At 63.2% G+C, this 14,872-nt stretch carries 8 protein-coding genes and 7 pseudogenes; 12 read left to right on the forward strand and 3 right to left on the reverse strand.

Going from position 1 to position 14,872, the window contains the following annotated elements; genetic code table 11:
- Positions 1-707: 707 nt before the first annotated feature.
- Positions 708-1,232, forward strand: a pseudogene (locus LH62_RS25710) (IS5 family transposase); the annotation flags it as partial.
- Between the two features lie 104 nt (positions 1,233-1,336).
- Here LH62_RS25710 and LH62_RS25715 read toward each other — a convergent pair.
- Entirely contained in the window at positions 1,337-2,587 is a 1,251-nt protein-coding gene (locus LH62_RS25715; RefSeq protein ID WP_043366655.1) for a glycosyltransferase, read from the reverse strand.
- A 265-nt stretch (positions 2,588-2,852) separates the two neighbouring features.
- Between LH62_RS25715 and LH62_RS25720 the strand changes: the two are divergent.
- The 4 genes and pseudogenes from LH62_RS25720 to LH62_RS29595 all read left to right on the forward strand — a co-directional run.
- Positions 2,853-3,562, forward strand: a pseudogene (locus LH62_RS25720) (IS6 family transposase).
- Between the two features lie 60 nt (positions 3,563-3,622).
- A pseudogene (locus LH62_RS25725) lies at positions 3,623-4,006 on the forward strand (DDE-type integrase/transposase/recombinase); the annotation flags it as partial.
- A gap of 67 nt (positions 4,007-4,073) precedes the next feature.
- Positions 4,074-5,108, forward strand: coding sequence for an IS110 family transposase (locus tag LH62_RS25730; RefSeq protein WP_043366656.1), 1,035 nt, complete (start codon positions 4,074-4,076; stop codon positions 5,106-5,108).
- Between the two features lie 249 nt (positions 5,109-5,357).
- Positions 5,358-5,606, forward strand: a pseudogene (locus LH62_RS29595) (transposase); the annotation flags it as partial.
- Between the two features lie 205 nt (positions 5,607-5,811).
- On the opposite strand, the gene LH62_RS25735 reads toward LH62_RS29595, so the two are convergent.
- On the reverse strand, positions 5,812-6,813 hold the full coding sequence (locus LH62_RS25735; protein WP_201445655.1) for a LysR family transcriptional regulator: 1,002 nt from the start codon (positions 6,811-6,813) through the stop codon (positions 5,812-5,814).
- Between the two features lie 122 nt (positions 6,814-6,935).
- Between LH62_RS25735 and LH62_RS25740 the strand changes: the two genes are divergently transcribed.
- Together LH62_RS25740 and LH62_RS25745 are read left to right on the forward strand one after the other, a co-directional pair.
- Positions 6,936-7,577 (forward strand): hydrolase, encoded by a 642-nt coding sequence (locus LH62_RS25740; RefSeq protein ID WP_043366660.1) that lies wholly within the window; start codon positions 6,936-6,938, stop codon positions 7,575-7,577.
- Positions 7,578-7,757: 180 nt separating this feature from the next.
- Positions 7,758-8,723: pseudogene (locus LH62_RS25745) on the forward strand (IS5 family transposase).
- A 57-nt stretch (positions 8,724-8,780) separates the two neighbouring features.
- Here the strand turns inward: LH62_RS25745 and LH62_RS29600 are convergent.
- Positions 8,781-9,158, reverse strand: a pseudogene (locus tag LH62_RS29600) (hypothetical protein); the annotation flags it as partial.
- Positions 9,159-9,456: 298 nt separating this feature from the next.
- On the opposite strand from LH62_RS29600, the gene LH62_RS25750 reads away from it, so the two are divergent.
- The 5 genes and pseudogenes from LH62_RS25750 (at position 9,457) to LH62_RS29605 (ending at position 14,712) form a co-directional block, all read left to right on the forward strand.
- Complete coding sequence (locus LH62_RS25750; protein ID WP_043366661.1) at positions 9,457-10,176, forward strand: response regulator transcription factor; 720 nt, start codon at positions 9,457-9,459, stop codon at positions 10,174-10,176.
- 204 nt (positions 10,177-10,380) lie between these two features.
- A pseudogene (locus LH62_RS25755) lies at positions 10,381-11,236 on the forward strand (IS5 family transposase).
- A 176-nt stretch (positions 11,237-11,412) separates the two neighbouring features.
- Positions 11,413-12,330: an AraC family transcriptional regulator gene (locus LH62_RS25760; protein WP_052215071.1), complete on the forward strand. Its 918-nt coding sequence runs from the start codon at positions 11,413-11,415 to the stop codon at positions 12,328-12,330.
- Between the two features lie 192 nt (positions 12,331-12,522).
- Positions 12,523-13,668, forward strand: a complete 1,146-nt coding sequence (locus tag LH62_RS25765; RefSeq protein ID WP_201445656.1) for an alpha/beta hydrolase — start codon at positions 12,523-12,525, stop codon at positions 13,666-13,668.
- Positions 13,669-13,689: 21 nt separating this feature from the next.
- Complete coding sequence (locus LH62_RS29605) at positions 13,690-14,712, forward strand: ATP-grasp fold amidoligase family protein (protein ID WP_144404696.1); 1,023 nt, start codon at positions 13,690-13,692, stop codon at positions 14,710-14,712.
- Positions 14,713-14,872 lie beyond the last annotated feature (160 nt).

The raw sequence follows: 14,872 nt of genomic DNA on the forward strand, positions 1-14,872 counted from the left end.
GATCTCTCCACGCTAGTTAATACCATACGCAGCTCTTTGCAAAAATATGCCTGCTCGGGGATTGAGGCGTCTGCAGAGAGGTGCGCATTTTCGCAAAGAACTTCGGTAAATGCTAAAGACGTAGGCAAAGCGCGACGAGCGGACTTGGCCATGGCAGGAGTAACAGACATGCGATTGTAGAAGGGTGCCAACCGCTCAAGCTGGACATGAATCGCACTACCCGTAGCGTGCGGCACAGCTTACGGGCTCTCCCGATGACATGGTGACGAAAACCGGCCCAATCCGCTTCACCCAAGCCAAGGCGGCGAGCCAAGCCTCAGCGTGTGCACCGGGCAGGTCTCGGCCCGCTTGTCACGGGTGACGCCGAGCTCAAGTCCTCTCACTTCCTAATCCGTCTTGAGATTCGGCAGCGTCAGGCGGAGTCCTTCGCTGGTGAAGCGCAAATACTCACGGTCGATGCCGATCGGCCCAGAGCGGCGCCCCGGCAAAGCCCAGCAACAGTAGGGCACGGTCGCAGGGGCCAGCTGGGTCACCGCCGCAGGCGGCGACCAGTTTTCGAGAGTTCGGTCGAGGTCGGAGCTGTGGCCCGGCATCGGCGGCTGCCTCGCTCATGGTCCCCCTGCCCGCCCCCGGTCAGGCCTGGATTTTGGCGGTTACCCGGGATTGCGGCAAGCCTTGCGTCACTTGCGGTAAGCGCGCCTTATCGCATGTATGACCGGGAGCGAGCAGGACGCGAGGCGAGCCCGTCCGCCGGGGTCAACGACCGCTAGTCGGTCAAGGCTCCGACCGCCGGAGCGCGGCGAGGCTATGACGCCGGCAAGAAGGTTATGGGCCGCAAGCGCCACATCGCGGTCGATACTGACGGACGGCTGTTGATGGTCAACCTGACGACAACCGACATCTCCGACCGTGCCGGAGCCCAGACGATCCTGGACGGCATCCGCAAGCGCTGGCCCTGGGTCAAGCACATGTTCGCCGACGGCGCCTATGACCGGCTGAAGCTCATGGACAAAGCGGCCTTCCTCGACTTCACAATCGAGATCGTCCGCCGCTGCGATAGCGAACCCGGCTTCAAAGTCCTGCCGCGTCGCTGGGTCGTGGAACGCACTTTTGGCTGGATGACACGCTGGCGCCGTCTCGTCCGCTACTACGAACAGCGCCTCGACGTCTCCGAGGCCATGATTCTCATCGCCATGGCCGCCATCCTACTGCGCCGAAACGCTCATCCCTGATTTTTCAAAAGGGCTCTAAGCAGGTCACCCCATCAGTGTGGCGTTCAGGTCGGGCAAGTTGACCACGACGAACGTGCCCCGCCGCCACGCCCCAACTGCGCGGTTCAGCCTGTTCCCAGACGTGCTCCGAGAATTGTCTCGAAAAACCCGTAGAGTCGCTGCGCCTGTGTCTTACGGTTGAAATCGCGCTTGACCGTCATCCGCGCAGCCTCGACGAGTTTCGACAGATCCGGGCGCTGCGTTCCGATATCGCCCAAGATCTTCGCCAGGGCGGCCTCGTTCCGCTCCTCGACTAGGAAGCCAGTGACCTCATGCTCCACCAACTCGGGGATGCCGCTGTGACGGGTGGTGACCACCGGAAGCCCCTGCGCCATGGCCTCCATCAGTGCCACCGGAATGCCCTCCATGTCGCCGTCTTCGGCCGCGACGCTGTGCAGGATGAACCCATCCGCCTGGGCCAGCATTGCCTGGACTTCATCGTGTTGCACCGCGCCCAGCAGCCTGATGTGCTGCTCCATGCCAAGTTGCTCGACCAAGGCCTTCATCTTTGGCAAAAGTGGGCCATCTCCAACAATGCTGAAGGTCATCCGAAGCTTGGGATTGGCTCGCAGTGCTTGGGCAAAGCCGCGAATCGCGTATTCATGCCCCTTCTTCTCCGTCATCCGTCCGACTGAGATCCAATGAACAAAGGCATCCCACCGCCTCGGCGCGGCGCAGGCGATGAGGCCGTCGTAATCGACCCCCATATGGAGAACTGACGTCTTCTCCTTCGGGGCACCGAGGGCCCGGATTCGGCTCAGGAACACCTCGCAGACCGTGAAGATGTGCTCCGCCTCGCGGATTAGCAGGTCGTAGATGCCATCGGGGTTCTGGCGCATGTACTTCGAGATGTCATAACCATGCAGAGTCGTGGTGATCTTTGCCCGCGTTAGGCCCTTGTGCTTCATCATCGCTGCCAGCCGGCCAACGGTCCCGAAGTGGCAGTGGATGATTTGGGGCCTCCACCTAGGATCGTTGACCGCATCTGCGAGCAGCAGCATCTCGTGACGAGAAAAACCGCCATTCTCCCTGTCGAACAGGCATCGGCGCAAGTTCCTGAGTTGCCCCCTACGGATCATGCGCAACCCTGCCATCGCCATGTCGCGAACTTTCTTGCGACGACTGGGCGAGGGAAATGGGAAGTAGGTCACGATATCCAGCGCCTTCACGTGCTCTGGCAAAGCGAAGCTGTCCTTCGGCCTTCCGAGCGAGAGCACGCGGATATCCGCGCCCGCATCGATCATGTCGATGACTTCATGGGCGATGAAGGTTTCCGACAACGAAGGAAACCTGTCGACGAGATAGGCAATCCGCATGGGATGAATATTACCATTCTTCAAAGGACGCGCATAGAAATCGTGTTCACGTCGAGCCTCTTTGTCAATTCAGTCAACACTAAGCCGAAGGCATCAAACGCCCCATTAGTTGGTGAGCGTAGGACATGTGTCTACACCGCGACGGAGCAGCCGTGGCTTACAAGTCGGCGGTAAGTTCCTCATTGTCGTTGTGTGACGTGCTTGCTGGGCATCGCCACGTTGGCGGGCTATAGCCGGAATGAAACGGCTGGGCCAAGCCGGGTTGATGATGCCAAACTTCGATGCCTATCCCGCTTATCGCTTCCCGGCCGAGATCATCAGCCATGCTGTACGGCTTTATCATGTCTTCAGCCTGAGCCTGCGGGACGTCGAGCTGATCCTGGCGGAGCGCGGGATCATGGTCACCCACGAAAGCATCCGGCGCTGGGTCCTGAAGTTCGGGACCGATTTCGCCACAAGGCTGCGTAAGCGACGGCCACGGCTGGGGGACACCTGGCACTTGGATGAGGTCTTCCTGCGGATCAACGGTGTGCTGCACTACCTCTGGCGCGCGGTGGATCAGCACGGGGTGGTGCTCGACATCCTGGTGCAGGGCCGGCGGAACGCAACTGCGGCCAAACGCTTCTTCAAATACCTGCTGGCCGGCCTGAAGTACAGCCGAAGCGCATCGTCACCGATGGCCTGCGCAGCTACGGCGCGGCAAAGCGCGAGATCCTGCCCGATGTACGACATCGGACCAGCCGATACCTCAACAATCGTGCCGAGAACTCACATCGCCCGACCCGGCGCTGGGAGCGCCAGATGCAGCGCTTCAAGTCGCCTCGGCAGGCACAGCGGTTCCTGTCGCCGCACAGCATGATCTACGGTCACTTCCGACCGCAACGGCACCTCATGAGCGCTGCCCAGTATCAGCATGCCCGCGCCGAGGCTTTCGGCGTCTCGCAGCAGGAGACCTGCGCCCGGTCGGCGGTGTGACGACGCATGCGGTCACGCAATGCGTCCCAGCGCCGCTGTAGAGCAGACAAGTTGGCAATGCCGGAGGGGCTGAAGTTGCTGGAGCGGCAGCCGAGGCGCGCTAGGCTGTGGCTGACGGATGGCTCGTGCATCCGGTTGCGGCCGGAGAGGCCCCGGCAAGTCTGGGCGTATGACTTCGTCGAGGACCGCAGCCGGGATGGCCGGAAGTTTCGGATGCTCTGCGTGGTGGACGAGTTCACGCGCGAGGCGCTGGCGATCCGCTTTGCGCGCAGCCTCAGCTCGACCGACGTGATGGACGTGTTGGCTGACCTGTTCTTAGCGCACGGGACGCCGGCGCACATCCGGTCGGACCAGGGGCCGGAGTTCGTCGCCAAGGCGGTGAAGGCCTGGATCGCCGGCGTCGACGCCAAGACGGCCTATATCGAGAAGGCGAGCCCGTGGGAGATGGCGTAATCGGTCTGGAGGCGGGCAACCTCTCCGGACTGCTCCACTCACCCGAAAGGCTTCCAGGATGAACCAGCACTATGTTGGCCTCGACGTCTCTCTGGACCAGACGAGCCTGTGCGTCCTCGACGGCGCTGGCCAGGTTGTCTGCGAGACGAAAGTAGACACCGATCCGGCCGCGATCGCAGCCTGCCTTTGTCGGGCAGGTGTTTCCGTCGCACGGCTCGGCCTGGAGGCGGGCCCGCTCTCGCAGTGGCTCTACGCCGGGCTGATGGCCTCAGGCCTGCCTGCCATCTGCATCGAGACACGCCATACCAAGGCGGTGATTGGGGCGATGCCGGTCAAGACCGACCGCGGCGATGCGCGTGGAATCGCCCAGCTCATGCGCACGGGATGGTTCCGCGCCGTGCACGTCAAGACGCGGCAGGCCCAGGAGTGGCGCCTGCTGCTGACCCAGCGCCGCCTGCTTGTGAGCAAGCTGATCGACGTCGAGGCCGAGATCCGCGGCACACTGCGCGGCTTTGGGATCCGGATCGGGCGTGTCGGTCGCGCCGGGTTCGCGGGCCGCATCCGCGAGCTGCTCGCTGACCAGCCCAAGCTGCTGCAGGTCATCGAGCCCGTGCTGGTGGTCCAAGCCGCACTCCTGGCGCAGCGAGACGTTCTGCATCGCCTGGTGCTGCAGGCTGTCCGAGAGGAGGAGGTCTGTCGCAGGCTGATGACAGTGCCGGGGGTGGGACCGATCACGGCACTGGCCTTCCGGGCCACGGTCGACAGGGCCGACCGGTTCACCCGCTCCAAGGACGTGGGGGCCCACTTCGGCCTGACACCACGCCGGTACCAGTCAGGCGAGACAGACCGCTCGGGTGCGATTGCCAAGACCGGGGACGTCCTCACCAGGCACGCCCTATACGAGGCTGCCACCAGCATGCTGGTGCACGCGAGCAAGCCCTCGGCTCTGCGCAGTTGGGCCCTGGCGATCGCGCAGCGTCGTGGTCTGCAGAAGGCCCGTGTGGCGCTCGCGCGTCGCCTGGCTGTGGTCCTGCACCGCATGTGGTCCGACGGGACCACGTTCCAGCCGCTCGGGAGGGCCGCCGCCGCGTAATCGGACCAGCCGCTCCAACGAGATCCGCGCGCGTCGCGGAGTGGTGTCCCCGTGGGGACGAGGGTGAAGCGAGGACGAAGCCGTTCCTGCTCCGGGCATCCCTGGGTGCCGAGGGCGCGTAAGGGAGATTGGTCCCGCCCCCCCCCTTTAGAACCCCATCCTGGGGCGGCCGGTGCGCCGACCCCGAAGAGAAGCGTGAAACCCACGCGCGACAGCACCACTGCTTGACGCACGTGCCCACGATTAGAGAAGAACGGATACGTGGAAAGCTTCAACGGCAAACTGCGCAACGAGCTACTGAACACCGAGGTGTCCAACACGCTTAAAGAAGCCCAGGTGCTGATCGAACAATGGCGCCAGCGCTTCAACACCGTACGGCCGCACAGCGCCCTGAGGTATCGGCCACCTGCTCCTGAGGTGATTATGCAAGGACGAACGGTGCCGCTCCGCGGCCCAAACCCGACCGGCTCAGCACCACCTACCGTCATGCTCCACTAGATTGCAGATGGACCACCCTATGGGGGCTGGTCACACCCATCCCGGCCGTTCGCTCGGCGTTGTCGCCTTTTGGAAAGCGGGCATCGCCATCCAGACGGCATATAGCCGCTTGTTGTGCAAAAGAGGCTGACAGCTCTCAGGTGAAAGACATGCGACGCCAGCATTCCTTTTATCGCAGTGACGAGAGCGACGGTGCACTCTGCAGCTACGGCGACTGGTTTTCGGTTAGGCAGTTGAACAGCTCTCGATCCCAAAACGGATCGCCAAATGCATCGACCAGGAAGTCGATGAACGCGCGCACCCGCGCTGTCTGGTTGCGCATCGATGGGTGCAGCGCATGCATTGCGATCGGCGGTCGCATGTGCTTTGCGAGCACGATCGAAAGCGCGCCGCGCCTCACCGCGTCGTGGGCAATGAACGTCGGAAGCACCGCTACGCCAAGTCCGGCAATGGCCGCCTCCCGGACGGCATCGCCGTTTGCGAAGTCAATCTGGCTGGTCACGGACGGCACGACGTTGTCGGCGAACCGCCAATAGGAGGCTTCCTCGACGTTCGAGTAGGCCACCCCGGGAAAGCGTGAGAGGTCCTCAGGCCTTTGCGGCGTCCCGAGACGCTCGAGCAGCGCGGGGCTGGCAACACAGGCGTGCCGAATGGTGGCGAGACGGCGCGCCACAAGCGACGAGTCAGGTAGCCGCGCGATGCGGATTGCAAGATCAAAGCCGTCGCGCACCAAATCGACCATGCGGTCGTCTGTGTCGATCGACAGCGTGACGGCAGGATGACGTTCCAGAAAGCGGCCAACTACCGGGGCCAAGCAATGCGTGGTGAACGAGACCGGCGCAGCAACACGGATGCGGCCCCTCAACTGGCCGCTTGCGCTTGATGCCGCCTCCTCTGCTTCGCCGAGCCCTGCCAGAAGCTCGACCGCACGATCATGGAACTCGCGGCCGGTCTCGGTAAGCTGGATACGACGCGTCGTCCGGTCGAACAGCCTCGCGCCGAGCCGATCCTCAAGTTCACGGATGCGGCGGCTCACCGCTGATTTGGCGACGCCGAGGCGCTCCGCTCCCGCAGCAAATCCGCCGCCAGATACGACCGCAACCAACGCTCGTAGATCTTCGAACCGATCGGCCATCGACGCAGTTTGAGCGCGTGGGAACCGAATATCAATGTGAAGGGCACGGCAGCAGAACAGTTTGTGCTCCATGCGGTGCCTTCTCGAGAACGATGAATGGCGTAGATCGTGCCCAAGCAGTTCGCCTCACCCACTTCGCCTGAAGTTGGCCGGCCTGAGCTGACTTCCACTTCAACCGAGAAGGAGACCTACCCATGACAAGCGAGCCGATCCGCAACCCTCAGACCGACCATCTTCTCACGCCTGAGAACTCGGCACTCGTCATCATCGACTACCAGCCGGTCCAGGTCTCCTCAATCCGTTCGATGTCGCGCGAGGAACTGGCGTTCAACATCGTGAGCACCACCAGGGCAGCAGTTAACTACAAGCTCCCGATCATCCACTCGACGGTCAATGTCGAGACAGGCCGTAACAAGCCGCCGATCCAGGAACTCCAGGGAATCATCGGGCATCTGCCGGTCTATGACAGGACGACAGTCAACGCCTGGGAGGACCTTGGCTTCAAGCAGGCGGTCAAGGCGCTCGGCCGCCGAAAGCTCATCATGACCGCGCTGTGGACCGAAGTTTGCTTGGCGTTCCCTGCGCTCGACGCGATACAGGAAGGCTACGAGGTTTATGTCCCCGTGGACGCTGTGGGCGGCACGTCGGTCGTCGCGCACGATACGGCGCTGCGTCGCATCGAGCAGGCGGGTGCCAAGCTGATCAGCCGCGTCCAGATGTATTGCGAACTCCAACGGGATTGGGCGCGCGAGGCGACCCTCCCCGGCTTCATGGGTGTCTTCGAAAACTTCGATGGCTTCAACCCCGAGAAGGCTATGGCGGCACGCGCATCCTGAATAGCGGCTGCATCAGAAGGCGGCGGCGATCACGATTGCTGTCGCCGCCTCTCTGGGCTGAGCGGTCAGGAGCCCCGTCCCTTGATGGCAGTTCTGACCTTGGTGCATGGGTCGCCCGGTTGGGCATCCTCGGGTAGGCTGGGGTGAGGGCTAACCTTGATGGCTCATGAGGCGCCCACCGTGCCGTACAAGGCTAATGCCGACCGCCGGCACCGCATCCCGAAGCAGCGGCACCGGGTGACGAACTGGCCGTCCTACGAGGCTAGTCTGCGCGCCCGCGGCAGCCTCACCGTGTGGTTCACGGCGGCGGCAATCGCGGCGTAGCGTGCTGAGCCTCGCACTGGCCGTGGTGGTCAGCCCCGCTACTCGGCACTGGCGATCACCACGGCGCTGACCCTGCGGGCGGTGTTCCGCCTGGCGCTGCGCCAGACGGAAGGCCTCATCGCCTCCATCATCGCCCTGCTTGGGTTCGACCTCGCCGTGCCCGACCACAGCACCATAAGCCGCCGGGCCGAGACGCTGGAGGTGCCGCGTCCTCGCCCTGGGCGCGAGCCCGTGCACCTGCTGGTGGACAGCACGGGATTGAAGCTCTGCGGCCCCGGCGAGTGGCTCGTGGAAAAGCATGGCACGAGGACGCGGCGCGGGTGGTGCAAGCTCCATCTCGCCACCGACGCCAACACCGGGCGGATCGTCGCGTTGGTGCTGACCGACAAGGGTACCGATGACGGCTCGCGGGTCGGGCCTTTGCTCGGCCAGCTTGGCGGACCAGTGGCGTCCTTCACCGGCGATCGAGCCTACGACCGGGACGACGTCTACGCCGCTGTTGCCGCGCGGCATCCGGCGGCCGGTGTCATCGTTCCACCCCGATCGAGTGCGGTTCAGAGCGATACAGCCAGGATCGAGCCGACGCAGCGGGACCGACATCTGCAGACCATTGCCGAGCGCGGCCGCATGGGCTCGCAGCGGGCGTCAGGATATAACTGGCGCGCCCTTGTGGAGGCTGACATCTCGCGATGGAAGCGCGTCATCGGCAACGGCTTACGCTCGCAGACCGACGGGCGCCAGAAAGCCGAGATTGCCGTCGCCGCCGACGCTCTGAACTGCATGCTCGAGCTCGGACGCCCGGAGTACGTCCGCCTCACATGAGCCCAGATCAGAGTAAGACGCCATGCGCCTACACCCGCGAGCCATGCAACACGGTGACTTGGAGCGGCTTGGCTTGTCGCCCTCGGTGTCCGGCAGCCGGCTGATGCCGTGGCGCTGGAGGCAGCGGTGCAGGCTGGAGCGGGTGAGGTGCGGCAGGGTAGGCTGGAGGGCATAGAGGCAGTCGTCGAGCGGCAACAGCGTGTGACGGCGAAAGGCAACGACGACGGCCTCATCCTCGGCCGACAGGACCGTTGACCTGGGCTCCTGAGAGCCGGTGCGCAGGTCGGAGACGGTGGACCGCCTCCGCCACTTCGCCACAGTCTTAGGGTTGATCCCGTAGCGCCTGGCGAGCCCCCTCAGGCTCTCTTGACTATGCCGTATCGCTCGACGGACCGCCGCTGTCGTTGTGGTGCTCCCGTGGTGAACCTGGCCCATAGCGCGTCCTTCCACGCCTGTTGGAAGACTGCACCATCAAACCCCGGGATCAAACATCTAGAGCCCAAACCACCGCCGATTGGGCATTCTCAAACGGGGTCTTAAAAGAAATGAAGACGGCAAGGGGCCACGCGTGACGGGGAGGAGGGACCAAGATCGGTTTGAGTAAGAGCTGAACTGTCTGTAATATTTTTGAGATAAACCTCGCACTCGAGTGACTTGTGTGCTGTAGTCTCAACCTGTAGACGCTATTTCGAAGTCGATCTGAGGCCGTTTTTTTAAACTCCGGGAAATCTCCATGCCTGTCCCCCGCCATATCCTCATCATCGAGGACGATGCCGCGCTGCGTGCCACCCTGGCCGAGCAGATCCTGTCCGGTGGCGAGTTCAGTGCCGATGAGGCGGAGAGCGCAGCCGAGGCTGAGGCCAAGCTGGCCAGCGCAGGCGCCCGCTACGATGCCATCCTGCTGGATGTCGGGCTGCCGGATGCCGATGGCCGGGAGTTCTGCGCCAAGCTGCGCCGCGACGGGCGTCGGATGCCGGTCATCATGGTCACCGGTGCCGATGCCGAGCAGGACGTGATCCGCGGCCTCGACTCTGGCGCCAACGACTACCTGGCCAAGCCCTACCGGCTGCCGGAGCTGCTGGCACGGGTGCGGGCCCAGCTGCGGATGTTCGACAACTCCGAGGATGCCACCTTCCTGATCGGCCCCTATGTCTTCCGTCCCAGCCTGCGGCTGCTGCAGGAGGCGGTCCGCAACCGCAAGATCCGGCTGACGGACAAGGAATGCGCGATCCTGAAGTTCCTCTACCGCGCTGGTGGCAAGGCGGTAGCACGGCAGTCTCTGATGAGCGAGGTTTGGGGCTACAATAGCGCCATGACGACCCACACGCTGGAGACCCACGTTTACCGCCTCCGCCAAAAGCTCGAGGCCGATCCTGGGGAACCGCGGCTGCTGCTGACCGAGTATGGCGGCTACAAGCTGGATGCCACCGTATTCGAGGTTGCCAGCCGCTAATGGCTTTGCCCTGCAGCCTGAGCTGTTCAGTGCTAACAGCCCGTTTGAGAATGCCAGAGCACTACAAAATCTTGGGCCTGTCATCGCCACACGCCGCTGTGACCTGACAGCTTGCAAAGTCTCAGTGTCTATGCGGGAACAGATCGAGTGATTTGAATCGGTTGTGATTGGCTGCCGGCGGCTGGTGCGGGAAGAAGGGCGTCCATGTGGACGCCCGAGAACCGGCCAAAATACGACCACAGCAAGCTGCGCTACCCGAGCGACCTGACCGACGAAGAATAGTCGATCATCGGTCCGGTTGATCGCCTTTGGCGCTCAACCCCGGATGCAAAGGGCGGCGGCAACAAACGGACGGTGGATATACGAGCGGTGCTGAACGGTGTGATGTACATCCTGAGCACCGGCTGCCAGTGGGCCGCGCTGCCGAGGGACCTGCCGCCGCGGAGCACCGTGAACGACTACCTGCGGCGCTGGGACGAGGACCGGACGCTCGATCGCATTCACCATACGCTCTACGTGCTGTGCCGGGAGCAGGCCAGGCGCGACGCCAGCCCGACAACCGCGATCATCGACAGCCAGAGCGTTAAGAGCGCGGAAAAGGGAGCGCTGCATCGATCCCTCGGGCTACGACGCGGGCAAGAAGATCAAAGGCAAGAAACGGCACGTCTTGGTCGACACCCAAGGGCTGCTGATGCAGGCCATCATCCACGCCGCCGACATCCAGGACCGCGATGGTGGTGTGCTGCTGATGGGTTTGCTGTTCGGCCTCTACCCCTTCCTGCTGAAGCTCTACGCCGACGGCGGATATCAAGGTGCCAACTTCCAGGCCGGATTGCGCACGGCCTGTCGCCAGATCGACGTTGAGATCGTCAAGCGATGCGGGCTGCGCAAGTTCGTCGTGCTGCCGAAGCGCTGGATTGTTGAGCGCACTATCGCCTGGCTCAATCGCTGCCGACGATTGGACAAGGATTGGGAGTGCCTGAACCGCCGAGCGCTCGCCTTCCTGCGCTGGGCATCCGTCCGCCGCATGCTGCGAAGGCTATGTCAGAAAACCACATGATCCCGGATGGACTCTCAACTCGGCTCCGCATAGAACGCTCGTTGCTGTCTCGCCGCGCCCCGGTTTGTGCCGGCGCAAAAGTTTGGCGAGGCCACAACAAAAGCACATCTACTGTCGACGAGAAAAAGTCTCCGACCGACAGACTTTGGCATGAAGGTTTGGAGACGCGAAGCGGCATGACCAGCGTTCTCGACCGGCTGCTGACGACCCTTGCCGGACGGCCCCGCGCCTTTTCCGTTTGCGAGATCCAGGGAGGGTGGCGCCTCGCCTTTGCTCCCCTTGACGCGACCATCATTCATTGCGTTCTCAAAGGATTCGGCGGCTTGAGTGTGGGCAATGGGCCGTGGCGTGCTTTCGGTCCCGGGAGCATCCTGGTCGTGCCGCCTCGGCGGCCACATGCGTTGGGTGAACCCGGATCGCTCGTCAGGGAGGTCCGCGGCGAGGACCATTGTTCGCTCCTGGGCGACGGCCTCGTCACCTTCACGGCCGGCAACGGCGCCAGCGACACCCTGCTAGTCTGCGGCGCCATCCCCGCGGTCCACGGCACAGCCCTTGGGCTGCTTGATCTGCTGCGTGATCCCCTCGTCGAGGAGGCTTGTGCGAGCGGCGCCTACCGTCAGGCATTCGACCTCATGCTTGCCGAAGTGACCAACCCAGGCCTTGGGACACAGGCGATGACGGAAGCGTTGATGCAGCAGTGCCTCGTCTTGCTGCTGCGCCAACACCTACAGGTTGGTAGCGCCAGCTCCGTGCTGTCCGGGGCTTTGAACGATCCCAGGATGGCGCATGCGGTGGTAGCTATCCTCGAGAACCCGGCGGCCCTGCATAGCGTCGAGAGCTTGGCCTCGCTGGTTGGCATGGGCCGCGCCTCTTTTGCCGAACATTTTTCGCGGGCGTTCGGGCAGGGCCCGATCGACTTCGTCCAAAAGGCCCGCCTTTCTGTTGCAGCGCGCCTGCTTAGGACGACAGACCTGCCAGTCAAAGTCATCGCCAGCAGCGTTGGATACGCCAGCCGGAGCTACTTTTCCCGAGCCTTCCTTGAGGCTTACGGCACCGGCCCAAGGGTGTTCCGGAGCGGCAAACAAGAAACCTGACGGGTTTGCGACAGGGTGGCGGGCCTGCGGGTGCCAAGAAAATCCAGCAGCAGATGAACCGCCGCCCCAAGCCCAAACGTCCATAAAGCGTGCCTTATCGTCCAAGGCTGGCCAGATAGCGCAACCGCGACAGCTGCTGGTGCGTAACGACGCCATAGTGCCACGAACAGGCTGGTCTCGGAGGAAATGCCCTTGTTCCATCGCCATCGTCGAGCGCGGGTTGCCGTCGCTTTAGTGGGCGCCCTCGTCCTCGCCGGGTGTCAGCAGGCGCAAAACTTGGCTGGTGCCGGCACGGTGAAGGGGCACCCGACCGGCGGGGTCGGTCCATCGACTGGTGGCATTGCTACTGCTGCTCGCACCGACCCAGACATGTCGCAGGTGATCAGCACGCTGTCAGCCCTCGGGGCAAAGCCCATCGAGTCCCTGTCTGTCGAGCAGGCGCGCCGTCAGCCAAGCTTCGCCGACGCCTACCGACGCGTGCTCCAAGAGGAGCGTGGCACGGCGTCACCCGGCCCTGCAGTTCGGACGCGAGACATCACCATACCCGGCCCCGCCGGCCCCATTCCAGCCCGACTCTACACGCCGGCACAGAGCAGGTCCGGCGCCCAGCCCTTGGTAGTGTACTGGCACGGCGGCGGCTGGGTCATCGCTGACCTCGACACCTACGATGCCTCGGCTCGCGCGATTGCGTCCGCAACAGGAGCCATTGTCCTTTCGGCACACTACCGGCAAGCGCCGGAGCACAAGTTTCCCGCTGCACATGAGGACGCACTCGCCGCATACCGCTGGGCGGTACAAATTGCTGGCCGGCTCGGTGTCAATGCGCGCCGCATCGCCCTTGCGGGAGAGAGTGCCGGCGGCAATCTCGCCATCGGTACAGCTATCGCGGCACGTGACACTGGGCTGCCACAGCCGGTGCACATGGCGCTGATCTACCCCGTAGCCGGCACCGACACGAACACGCCGTCCTACCGCGAGAACTCCGCGGCCGTGCCGCTGTCGCGTGCGGGGCTGCTATGGTTTGTCGACAAAGCGACGCGCTCCTCGGCCGATTTGCAGGATCCGCGGTTGGACGTCGTTGGCCGATCGGATTTGCGCGGATTACCCCCGACCACAATCGTGAACGCTGAAATCGATCCACTGCGCTCGGAGGGTGAGGCGTTGGCCGTACGGCTGCGCGAGGCGGGTGTACCCGTGGAGCAGCGCACCTACCCGAGTGTGACGCACGAGTTCTTTGGTATGGCGCCGGTTGTGGCCAACGCCACAGCGGCGCAGGGCCTTGTCGCAGAGCGGCTGCGCGGCGCCTTTGATACGCGGACACCGATGACGGCCCGCTGAGGTCCAGCAAAGGAAAACCAAGTGATACAGACCGGTGGTCGCGCTCCTCGCTCGCTTCGGCAGTTCAATCCTGCGCTGCTGCGTCGAGCCTTTCACTTGGCGGCTGACAAGATCGTATGGTTGAACCACCTGCGCCTCGTCCGCCGGCGCCGCCGGATGATGCGGGAGGCGCTGGGCTATCAGCCCAATCTTCACCACCCTCGCAGCTTCAATGAGCGGATTGCCTGGAAGATTCTACATGATCGGAACCCGCTGATCCCTCTGACCCTAGATAAGGTCGCGGTCAGGCCCTGGGCTGCTGAGCGGATCGGCGGGCAATACATCACGCCGATCGTCGGCGTTTGGGACAGCGCCGGGGAGATCCCTTGGGCAGCCCTGCCGCAGCGGTTTGTTCTCAAAGCCAATCATGGCTCGGGTTACAACATACTCGTTCCCGACAAGGCCTTGGCCTGCCGCGGTACCATTCTGGCTCAGGCCGAAGCTTGGCTCGCCGAGAACTACGGCGAGCAGACCGGGGAGTGGGGCTATCGCTCAATCCAACCACGCCTGCTGATCGAGGAATTCTTGCCTGGTTCAGCCGGCGGTGCGCCCGAGGACTACAAGGTTTACGTCTTTGGCGGCCGGCCATATCTGCTGCAGGTTCATCTCGGGCGCTTCACCGAACAGCGGCGTGAATTGTTCTATAATCCCATCACATTGAAGCCGCTTGCCTTTGGTCGTCATCGCCACGCCGACTGGCCGGATTACCCAGGTCCGCCACCGGCGGCCGCAGCACTCTACGACCTCGCCGCCCGGCTTGGTGCCGGCTTCGATGCCGTACGGGTTGATTTCTACCTTATCGATGGTGAGCCACGCTTTGGCGAGATGACCCACTACTCGGGTGGCTCTTCCGTAGCGCTTGGCACACCAGACGAGGATCGTACACTGGGCGATCTCTGGGCTGAGGCGAACGGCAAACGCACTACGCCGAAACGGACGCGCGCTATAAACTCATCGGCCTTGGCTCAACTTCTTCAGTCGGTCCAGAAAATAGGAGGAAAATAGTCGGGTCGGTTATGGAAGCAACCGCCCGCAGGCATTTAACTTAGCACCGCTTTACTGATTGTATAGAAGGGTGGATTCCAACGTGGGGCGTTGCCATACCTCAGTTTTCAAACCAAGACAGCTATACTGGATTCATTTGGCCGCCGCAGACTATTGATCT

The sequence above is a fragment of the Belnapia sp. F-4-1 genome, assembly GCF_000802185.1.
In the GTDB taxonomy this organism is placed as follows: Bacteria; Pseudomonadota; Alphaproteobacteria; order Acetobacterales; family Acetobacteraceae; genus Belnapia.

Excerpts from the sequence above, each read along its gene's own strand:
- LH62_RS25715 (WP_043366655.1), bottom strand. The coding sequence starts at position 2,587 with ATGCGGATTGCCTATCTCGTCGACAGGTTTCCTTCGTTGTCGGAAACC.
- LH62_RS25730 (WP_043366656.1), top strand. The coding sequence starts at position 4,074 with ATGAACCAGCACTATGTTGGCCTCGACGTCTCTCTGGACCAGACGAGC.
- LH62_RS25735 (WP_201445655.1), bottom strand. The coding sequence starts at position 6,813 with ATGGAGCACAAACTGTTCTGCTGCCGTGCCCTTCACATTGATATTCGG.
- LH62_RS25740 (WP_043366660.1), top strand. The coding sequence starts at position 6,936 with ATGACAAGCGAGCCGATCCGCAACCCTCAGACCGACCATCTTCTCACG.
- LH62_RS25750 (WP_043366661.1), top strand. The coding sequence starts at position 9,457 with ATGCCTGTCCCCCGCCATATCCTCATCATCGAGGACGATGCCGCGCTG.
- LH62_RS25760 (WP_052215071.1), top strand. The coding sequence starts at position 11,413 with ATGACCAGCGTTCTCGACCGGCTGCTGACGACCCTTGCCGGACGGCCC.